This window comes from Streptomyces glaucescens (assembly GCF_002154375.1).
Taxonomy (GTDB): Bacteria; Actinomycetota; Actinomycetes; order Streptomycetales; family Streptomycetaceae; genus Streptomyces; species Streptomyces glaucescens.
Genome location: NZ_MUND01000631.1, coordinates 1 through 8496, shown reverse-complemented (window position 1 = coordinate 8496; position 8496 = coordinate 1). Strand labels below are relative to the sequence as shown.

Genomic DNA, 8496 nt, shown 5'->3' with positions numbered 1-8496 from the left:
GTACCCGCCCGCCCCCGGTGACGCGTCCTCCGCTTCCTCCGGCGCCGCCAGGAGACCGTCGAGGCGGCCGGCCTCGGACGGGTCCAGGCAGCGCTCGGCCAGTCCCATCACCCCGCTGAAACTCCACGGGTAACTCCCGGCGTCGCGAGCGATGTTGAGCGCGTCGACCACCGCCCGCCCCAGCGGCGCCGCCCACGGCACCGCGCACACACCGAGCAGCTGGAACGCCTCCGACAGTCCGTGCGCCGCGATGAACCCGGCCACCCACGCGGCCCGTTCCCCGGCGCCCAGCGTGCCCAGCAGCTTGGCCCGCTCGGCCAGCGACACCGCCCCCGGCCCGCCCGCCTCCGGTGACGACGGCGGGCCGAGCAGCGCCCGCGCCCACTCCGCGTCCCGCTGCCGCACCGCCGCCCGGCACCAGGCCGCGTGCAACTCGCTCCGCCAGTCGTCGGCCACCGGAAGGGCCAGGATCTCGCGCGGCGTACGGCCGCCCAGCCGGGCCGGCCAGGCCGCGAGCGGCGCCGCCTCCGCCAGCTGACCGAACCACCAGGACCGCTCGCCGCGCCCCGCCGGGGCCTTGGCGATCACACCGTCGCGTTCCATGCCCGCGTCGCACTCGTGCGGCGCCTCGACGACGAGTCGCGGGCCGTCCCCGGTGTGGTCGACGGCGACGCAGGCCGCCGCCCGGACCGCCATCCGCCCGGCCAGCGCCGAACCCGGCAGCGCCGACAGCAGCTCGGCCGCCGTCGCCCGGACGTTGCGGCTCCGGTCGGCGAGCGCCTGCTCCAGGAAGGGCTCGTCGTCCGGACCGAGCCCGGTGCGCAGCGAGTCCAGGAACATCAGCCGGTCCTCGGCGCGCTCCGTCGGCCAGGTGCCCGCCAGCAGCTCGCGGGCGGCGGCCGGATCCTGTGCGCGGATCGCCGTGAGCAGGGCGACCCGTTCCGCGAACAGGCCTTCCCGCCACAGCTCCCGGACCCGGTCCGTGTCCCCCGGCCGGGGCAGCGCGGCGTCGCCGCCCGGCGTGGAGCGCAGCGCGAACCGCCAGTCCGGGTTGAGCCGGGCGAGCCACAGCGCGCGCGGACCCGCGAACACCAGTGCGGCGGGCCGCAGATCGGTCCGGCCCCGGGCCGCGTCCAGCAGCGCGGGCAGCGCCTGCGGGGGCGCCGCGAAGCCATGGGCGTTGGCCATCGCCAGCCACTGCGGCAGCAGCTCCATCAGATCCGGCGCGGCGCCTCTGCGCCCGCCGCCCGCCGTGCCGGACCGGTCGGCCAGCAGCACCGCGAGCCTGCGGGCCGCCGCTGCGGGCAGCGCCGGCCGCGGATCCTCGGGCGCCGGGTCCGGTCGCCGCGCCGCCCGCGCGGGGCGCAGCCCCGCCCGGCGCCGTACGGTCTCCGCCGCCGCCGCGTCCAGCAGTGCTGCCGGTGCCCGAGGGCCCGGCGGGATGCCGGGCGGGGTACGCCGGTCCGTGCCGAGCAGCGCTGCGGTGACGAGCTCCTCCCAGGCGCCCGGGGCGGGCGTCTGCGCAGGAGCGTAAGTCCTGGTCACGAGGTTCCTTTCCTCCGAGCGCGTGCCGGAGCGGTCGAGAGGTCATCGGTGGCGGGTGTCCCGCGGGGCGGGTCGGATGCGCGTCCGGCGCGGGAGCCGCGGCCTCGATGTGTCTCCCGCGCCGAACGGGGAGCCGAGAGAGCCGAGGGAGAGCGAGAGGCGGGGGAGACGGCCGCCGCCGGGGTCAGTGCAGCGGCACCACCTCGCCCTCCCCCCGCGGCCAGGCCGTCAGCGGAGTGAAGCCCTGGTGGCCGCACTCGCCGAAGACCGTGAGGGGGGCACCGCCCGAGAGCGCGACCAGGCGCCACAGCCCCGGCCGGGAACGAGCCGCGGGGGTCAGCGGCAGCGCCATGTCCTCGTCGGCGTCCGCCAGCTGCCAGAAGTCGCCGTCGGGAGTGGGCACCACCCGGCCCAGCGTCACCGGGACCGCGTCCAGCCACGGGTCGTCCCGCAGCGCTTCGCCGTAACGGGCCGCCGCCTGACTCGTCGTCACCCCGGCGGGCCGTGCCGACGTGGGCCGGGGAGGCGCGAACCGCTCGCCGAGAGCCACTCGCAGCCGCCCGGCGCCCGGGTAGGCGGACACCTCCGCATCCAGGGCCAGTCCGACCGGCAGGGCCAGGTCCGGGGCGCGGCCTCCGGCGCCGTACGACAGGAGGAGCGCGGTGCGGCGCGTCTCCGTGCCGTACAGCCAGATCCGGCGGGTCGTCAGCCGCGGGTCCGCCAGGTCGTACTGGGCGAGGACCAGCCAGTGGTCGCGCACGGGCGGGCCGTCCGCCGAAGAGGGCAGGCCGACCCGGGAACGGACCGTCGCCGCCAGGCCGTCCGGCAGTCGCTCACGGCGCAGCCAGCCCTGGTCGAGCAGGTGCAGCAGCGCGCACTCCTCCAGCAGGCGCACCGGCCAGCCGGGGCCGGACGCGGGGATCGCGCCCAGCTCCCGGACCCGTGAGGCGAGGCCCGGGGCCTGCGCGTCGATCATGCGGGCGGCCGTCTCCTCCCACAGGCCGTACCCCGCCTGTTCGGCCGTGGCCAGGCCGGCGCCCAGCAGATCGGCCAGGCGCTGCTCCAGCTCCGTCGCGCCCGCGGTGATCCGCGCTGCCCGGCGCTCCGCCCGGCGGCGCGCCGCCTCCGGGTCGGCCGGACCGGGCGCGGAGCCCCCCTCCTCGGCCGTCCCGTGCCGCGCCGCGCGCTCCCCCCTCTCCGCCAGCCATTCCCCCACCCAGTCCGGCACCCGGTCCGGCGCCGCCGGAACCTCCCCGCCGGACCACAGCAGGAGCAGTCCCAGCGCGTGCTTGCACGGGAACCCACGGCTCGGGCAGCTGCACCCGAACGCGGGGCCGGACGCGTCCGTGACGTCCACGACCGTCCGATACGGCTCGCTGCCGCTGCCCTTGCACAGTCCCCACACCGCCCCCTCGTCCGTCCCCGTCCCGGACCACGGCCCGGCCACCCCGAGTCTGCCGCCCGCTGAGCGTGACGCGGCGTCAGGTGCCAGTGCCAGCACCTGGTCCGCCGTCCAGCGCACCCCCTGCTGAGTCATGTCTCCGACGGTAGATCCCCCCACTGACAATCGACCCGGCGAGCATCGCCGGAGGCACGTTCGCGCAGGTCGGAACGGATTGTCAGTGGGGTGGTGCACGGTTGGTCACAGACCGAACCGGCTCAGCTGGAGGGGGACTTCGCCATGTCCGTGTCCAAGGAACCGACATCCGTGCGACCGACCGCGAGCGAGCCGCTGCGCCCGCACGCCGAGGACGCCTTCGCGGACGAGCTCGCGGCGCTGGCGGCACAGGACGACCGTCCGCGCCCGGCCCGCTGGAAGCTGTCACCGTGGGCCGTCGCGACCTATCTGCTCGGCGGCACCCTGCCGGACGGCACGGTGATCACTCCGAAGTACGTGGGGCCGCGCCGCCTCGTCGAGGTCGCCGTCACCACCCTCGCCACCGACCGCGCCCTGCTCCTGCTCGGCGTGCCCGGCACCGCCAAGACCTGGGTCTCCGAGCACCTGGCCGCGGCGGTCAGCGGCGACTCCACGCTGCTGGTGCAGGGCACGGCCGGCACACCCGAGGAGGCGATCCGCTACGGGTGGAACTACGCGCAGCTGCTCGCCCACGGACCGAGCCGCGACGCGCTGGTGCCCAGCCCCGTCATGCGGGCCATGGCCGAGGGGATGACCGCCCGTGTCGAGGAACTGACCCGGATCCCGGCCGACGTGCAGGACACCCTCATCACCATCCTGTCCGAGAAGACACTGCCGGTACCGGAGCTGGGCCAGGAGGTGCAGGCCGTCCGCGGCTTCAACCTGATCGCCACGGCCAACGACCGCGACCGCGGGGTCAACGACCTCTCCAGCGCGCTGCGCCGCCGGTTCAACACGGTGGTGCTGCCGTTGCCGGAGACCGTCGAGGCCGAGGTCGACATCGTCTCGCGGCGCGTCGACCAGATCGGCCGGTCCCTCGACCTGCCCGCCGCGCCGGACGGGATCGACGAGATCCGCCGCGTGGTGACCGTCTTCCGGGAACTGCGCGACGGGGTCACCGCGGACGGCCGGACGAAGGTCAAGTCGCCGAGCGGCACGCTGTCCACCGCCGAGGCGATCTCCGTCGTCACCAACGGCCTTGCGCTGGCCGCCCACTTCGGCGACGGCGTGCTGCGGCCGGGCGATGTCGCCGCGGGCCTTCTCGGCGCCGTGGTCCGCGATCCGGCGGCGGACCGGGTGGTCTGGCAGGAGTACCTGGAGGCGGTGGTCCGCGAACGCGACGGCTGGACCGATTTCTACCGGGCGTGCCGGGAGGTGAGCGCGTGATCGGCAAGCGGAACGCCAACGGCAGTCGCAACGCCAACGGCAACGGCAATCACAACGCCCAGGCCGGCGGCAGCGGCAACGGCAGCGGCAACGGCAACGACAGCGGATGGAACGTGGTGGGCGGGGACCCGGGTGACGGGGTGGTCGGGTGCGTGGTGTCCGACGACGACCTGGGGTGGCCGCGGCGGCCAGGGGGACGGGATGAACGACGCCGAGAAGGCCGAGCGGGCGGTCCGGGCCGGAGGAGCCGGGGCGGCTGGGGTGGTTGAGGCTCCCAGGGCTGAGAGGGCAGCCGGGGCAGCCGGAGCGGCCCGCGCCGGGGAGCCGCTGCTGCTCGGCGTACGGCACCACGGGCCCGGGTCGGCGCGGGCCGTGCGGGCGGCGCTGGAGGCCGCGCTGCCCCGAGTGGTGCTGATCGAGGGCCCACCCGAGGCCGACCCGCTGATCCCGCTGGCCGCCGACGAGGAGATGCGGCCCCCGGTCGCCCTCCTCGCCCACGCCGTGGACGAACCCGGACGGTCGGCCTTCTGGCCGCTCGCCGAGTTCTCCCCGGAGTGGGTGGCGCTCCGCTGGGCCCTGGACCACGACGTGCCCGCCCGCTTCATCGACCTGCCGGCCACGCACACGCTGGCGTGGAGCGGGGCGGCGGCCGGATGCGGGGACGAGGCCGCGGAGGAGCCGGTGCCCGGAGCCGGCGGGGAGGAGCCGCCGCCCCGAGCCGACGTGCGGGTCGATCCGCTCGCCGTGCTCGCCGGGACCGCCGGATACGACGACCCGGAGCGCTGGTGGGAGGACGTGGTCGAGCACCGGGGCGCCGGCGCCGGGGACCCGTTCGCGTCGTTCGCCGCGCTGGAGGAGGCCATGGGATCGCTGCGGGAGGTGTACGGCGGCGGAGGCCAGGACCGGGACCTCGTGCGGGAGGCGTACATGCGGCTCCAGGTGCGCGCCGCACAGCGGGAGTTCGGTGGCGGGGTGGCCGTGGTCTGCGGTGCCTGGCATGTCCCGGCGCTGCGGCGGAAGGCCACCGTCGCCGCCGACCGGGCGATGCTGAAGGGGCTGCCCAAGGTCAGGACGGACGTCACGTGGGTGCCGTGGACCTACCGCCGGCTCGCGAGAGCCGGCGGGTACGGGGCGGGCGTCGACTCGCCGGGCTGGTACGGGCATCTGTTCGCCGCGCCGGACCGGCCCGTCGAACGGTGGCTGACCAAGGTGGCCGGGCTGCTGCGGGACGAGGGCCGGACGGTCTCCCCGGCGCACGTCATCGAGGCGGTCCGGCTGGCGGACACGCTCGCCGCGCTGCGCGGGCGCCCGCTGCCCGGACTCGGCGAGACGACCGACGCCGTACGGGCGGTGATGTGCGACGGCTCGGACGTGTCGCTGGCCCTGGTGCACGACCGGCTGGTGGTGGGGGATGCCCTGGGCGAGGTGCCGCCCTCGGCGCCCGCGGTGCCGTTGCAGCGCGACCTCACCCGGCTCCAGCGCCGGCTGCGGCTCAAACCGGAAGCACCCGAGCGCGAGCTGGAGCTGGACCTGCGCAAGGAGACCGACGCCGGGCGCAGCAGGCTGCTGCACCGGCTGCGGCTGCTGGACGTGCCCTGGGGCGAGCCGGCCGTCTCGCGCGGCAGCACGGGTACGTTCCGGGAGACCTGGCGGCTGCGCTGGGAGCCGGAGCTGGCCGTGCGGGTCGCCGAGGCGGGCGGCTGGGGGACGACGGTGCTCGGCGCGGCGGGCGCGAAGGCGGAGGCCGACGCCGTCGCCGCGCGGAGTCTCGCAGAGGTCACCGCGCTGGCCGAACACTGCCTGCTCGCCGGACTGCCGGACGCCCTGCCGACGGTGATGCGGATCCTCGCCGACCGCGCGGCGCTCGACACCGACGTCGGCCACCTCGCGCAGGCGCTCCCGGCCCTGGTCCGCTCCCTGCGCTACGGCGATGTGCGCGGCACGGACACCGGAGCGCTGGCCGAGGTCGCCGCGGGCCTCGCCGAGAGGGTCTTCGTCGGCCTGCCCCCGGCCTGCACCGCGCTCGACGCCGACGCGGCGGAGGAGATGCGGCACCATCTCGACGCGGTGCACCGGGCGGTCGGGCTGCTCGGCGGGACACCGGCCCCCGCTCACGGTGGGCTGCGCGGGCGCTGGCAGGCCGTGCTCGGTGTGCTGTCCGCGCGGGACAGCGTGCCCGGGGTCATCCGGGGCCGCTCGGCGCGACTGCTGCTGGACGACGGAGCGCTGGACCAGGAGGAGGCGGCCCGGCTCATGGGACTGGCGCTGTCGCCGGGGACGCCGCCGGGTGACGCGGCGGCGTGGATCGAGGGCTTCGTCGGGGGCGGCGCCGGCGGAATGCTGCTGGTGCACGACGAGCGGCTGCTCGGTCTGGTCGACGGCTGGCTGACCCGGGTTCCGGCGGAGACGTTCACGGATGTGCTGCCGCTGCTGCGGCGCACCTTCTCGGCGTACGAGCCGGGCGTGCGCAGAACCCTCGGCGAGCTGGTCCGGCGCGGGCCCGGGGCACGGGGGAGCGTCGCCGGGACGGGTGCCGGGCTGCCCGGCTTCGCCCCGGACCCCGACACCGAGCGAGCGGACGCCGTGCTGCCGGTGGTGCGGCTGCTGCTGGGACTGGACGGGGACGGCGGACCGGCCGGCTTCGAGGACAACAGACCTGTGGGGGTGGGCACATGACGACCGGGACGGGGGCCACCGGGCTGCCGAGGGGGACGTCCGATCAGGCGGGCGCGGCCGGTCCGGCGGGTGCAGGCGGCCCGGCGGGTGCGGTCGATCCGGAGGCCGCCGCCCGCGAGCGGTTGCGGCGCTGGCGGCTGGTGCTCGGCGGCGACGCGGCCGACGGCACCGGACACGCGCTCACCGGGCGGGACGCCGCGATGGACGGCGCGCTGGCCGCGCTGTACGGGAAGCGCGACAAGCCGGCCGCCGGGAAGGAGCGGGCGGCGGGGCTCGGCGCTTCGGCGCCGGCCGTGGCGCGCTGGCTCGGGGACATCCGGAGGTACTTCCCGTCCTCCGTCGTCCAGGTGATGCAGCGGGACGCCATCGACCGGCTCGGACTGTCCACGCTGCTGCTGGAGCCGGAGATGCTGGAGGCGGTGCAGGCCGATGTGCACCTCGTCGGCACCCTGCTCTCGCTGAACAAGGCGATGCCCGAGACGACCAAGGAGACCGCACGGGCGGTCGTGCGCAAGGTCGTCGAGGACCTGGAGAAGCGGCTCGCCACCCGCACCCGGGCCACCCTGGCCGGCGCGCTCGACCGCAGCGCCCGGGTCCACCGGCCGCGCCACCACGACATCGACTGGAACCGCACGATCGCGGCCAACCTCAAGCACTATCTGCCGGAGCACCGGACGGTCGTGCCCGAGCGGCTGATCGGGTACGGGCGGGCGTCGCGGTCCGTGAAGAAGGACGTCGTCCTGTGCGTCGACCAGTCGGGCTCGATGGCGGCGTCCGTCGTCCACGCCTCGGTGTTCGGGGCGGTGCTGGCGTCCATGCGGTCGGTCAGCACCCGGTTCGTCGTCTTCGACACGGCGGTCGTCGACCTCACCGACCGGCTCGACGACCCGGTGGACGTGCTGTTCGGCACCCAGCTGGGCGGCGGCACGGACATCAACCGGGCGCTTGCGTACTGCCAGTCGCGGATCACCCGCCCCACGGAGACGGTGGTGGTGCTGATCAGCGACCTCTACGAAGGGGGGATACGGGACGAGATGCTGAAACGGGTCGCGGCGATGAAGGCGTCGGGGGTGCAGTTCGTGACGCTGCTCGCGCTGTCCGACGAGGGTGCGCCCGCCTACGACCGGGACCACGCGGCGGCGCTCGCGGCGCTCGGCACACCGGCCTTCGCCTGTACGCCCGATCTGTTCCCGGAGGTGATGGCGGCGGCGATCGAGAAGCGTCCGCTGCCGATACCGGACACGGCGTGACGTCCGGGAACCCCGGTAGGAGACCGGCCCGAAAGGGGACATGAGTACCCATCGGTCACAGGGGGCTTGCGCAACCTCCCGAGTCGCGTGCAAGGATCGACGCCGCTCACCCCCATGACATCGCCCAGTCCCCTCGCACGGAGGAACCTCCACCTCTTGACTTGGTCAGCAGCCCTGCCCGGTGCCGCTGCGCGCGTCCTGCGCGCGCAGCGGCACCGGGCA

Annotated in this window: 6 protein-coding genes; 4 read left to right on the top strand and 2 right to left on the bottom strand. The window is 76.0% G+C overall.

Annotated elements, in window-relative coordinates; translation table 11 throughout:
• Together CCN42_RS33535 and CCN42_RS33530 are read right to left on the bottom strand one after the other, a co-directional pair.
• Positions 1 to 1545 (bottom strand): DUF5691 domain-containing protein (locus CCN42_RS33535; protein ID WP_086741215.1); only part of this gene is annotated, 1545 nt, incomplete at its 3' end.
• Positions 1546 to 1729: 184 nt separating this feature from the next.
• Positions 1730 to 3082, bottom strand: a complete 1353-nt coding sequence (locus tag CCN42_RS33530) for an SWIM zinc finger family protein (RefSeq protein ID WP_086741214.1) — start codon at positions 3080 to 3082, stop codon at positions 1730 to 1732.
• A 144-nt stretch (positions 3083 to 3226) separates the two neighbouring features.
• Between CCN42_RS33530 and CCN42_RS33525 the strand changes: the two genes are divergently transcribed.
• Genes CCN42_RS33525 through CCN42_RS33515 form a run of 4 tightly spaced genes read left to right on the top strand, consistent with a single transcriptional unit; the run spans position 3227 to position 8274 of the window.
• Entirely contained in the window at positions 3227 to 4348 is a 1122-nt protein-coding gene (locus CCN42_RS33525; protein WP_086741218.1) for an ATP-binding protein, read from the top strand.
• Positions 4345 to 4617, top strand: coding sequence for a hypothetical protein (locus CCN42_RS42270; RefSeq protein ID WP_143662109.1), 273 nt, complete (start codon positions 4345 to 4347; stop codon positions 4615 to 4617). The genes CCN42_RS33525 and CCN42_RS42270 overlap by 4 nt, the downstream gene beginning before the upstream one ends.
• Positions 4550 to 7024 (top strand): DUF5682 family protein, encoded by a 2475-nt coding sequence (locus tag CCN42_RS33520; protein ID WP_422641230.1) that lies wholly within the window; start codon positions 4550 to 4552, stop codon positions 7022 to 7024. Before CCN42_RS42270 ends, CCN42_RS33520 begins: the two co-directional genes overlap by 68 nt.
• Positions 7021 to 8274 carry a vWA domain-containing protein gene (locus CCN42_RS33515; RefSeq protein WP_245877584.1) on the top strand — a complete coding sequence of 418 codons (1254 nt, stop codon included), beginning with the start codon at positions 7021 to 7023 and terminating at the stop codon, positions 8272 to 8274. Before CCN42_RS33520 ends, CCN42_RS33515 begins: the two co-directional genes overlap by 4 nt.
• Positions 8275 to 8496: the final 222 nt, after the last annotated feature.

Excerpts from the sequence above, each read along its gene's own strand:
- CCN42_RS33520 (WP_422641230.1), top strand. The coding sequence starts at position 4,550 with ATGAACGACGCCGAGAAGGCCGAGCGGGCGGTCCGGGCCGGAGGAGCC.
- CCN42_RS33515 (WP_245877584.1), top strand. The coding sequence starts at position 7,021 with ATGACGACCGGGACGGGGGCCACCGGGCTGCCGAGGGGGACGTCCGAT.
- CCN42_RS33525 (WP_086741218.1), top strand. The coding sequence starts at position 3,227 with ATGTCCGTGTCCAAGGAACCGACATCCGTGCGACCGACCGCGAGCGAG.
- CCN42_RS33530 (WP_086741214.1), bottom strand. The coding sequence starts at position 3,082 with ATGACTCAGCAGGGGGTGCGCTGGACGGCGGACCAGGTGCTGGCACTG.